1 pseudogene is annotated in these 268 nt (G+C 67.5%); it reads right to left on the bottom strand.

What is annotated here, in order from left to right:
• Positions 1 to 60: 60 nt before the first annotated feature.
• Positions 61 to 268 (bottom strand): annotated as a pseudogene (locus AC3II9_RS21850) (UDP-N-acetylglucosamine 1-carboxyvinyltransferase); the annotation flags it as partial.

Genomic DNA, 268 nt, shown 5'->3' with positions numbered 1-268 from the left:
CCGGCGTCGAGATCATAAAGCGCCAGCAGCGCCGCCCGATCCGTTGCCAGGCCGCGTCCGTCAGCCATCGCTGACCCGCTCGATGTCGGCGCCGACGGCCGAAAGCTTTTCTTCCAGCCGCTCATAACCGCGATCGAGATGATAGACGCGGCTGACGATGGTCTCGCCTTCGGCGGCAAGGCCGGCCAGGATCAGGCTCATCGATGCGCGCAGATCGGTCGCCATCACCGGCGCACCGACCAGCTTGTCGACGCCGCGCACCACGGCG

It is taken from the genome of Lysinibacillus sp. RU7, assembly GCF_057837305.1.
The sequence above is the reverse complement of the archived record's forward strand: the minus strand, read 5'-3'. Positions and strand labels throughout refer to the sequence as shown.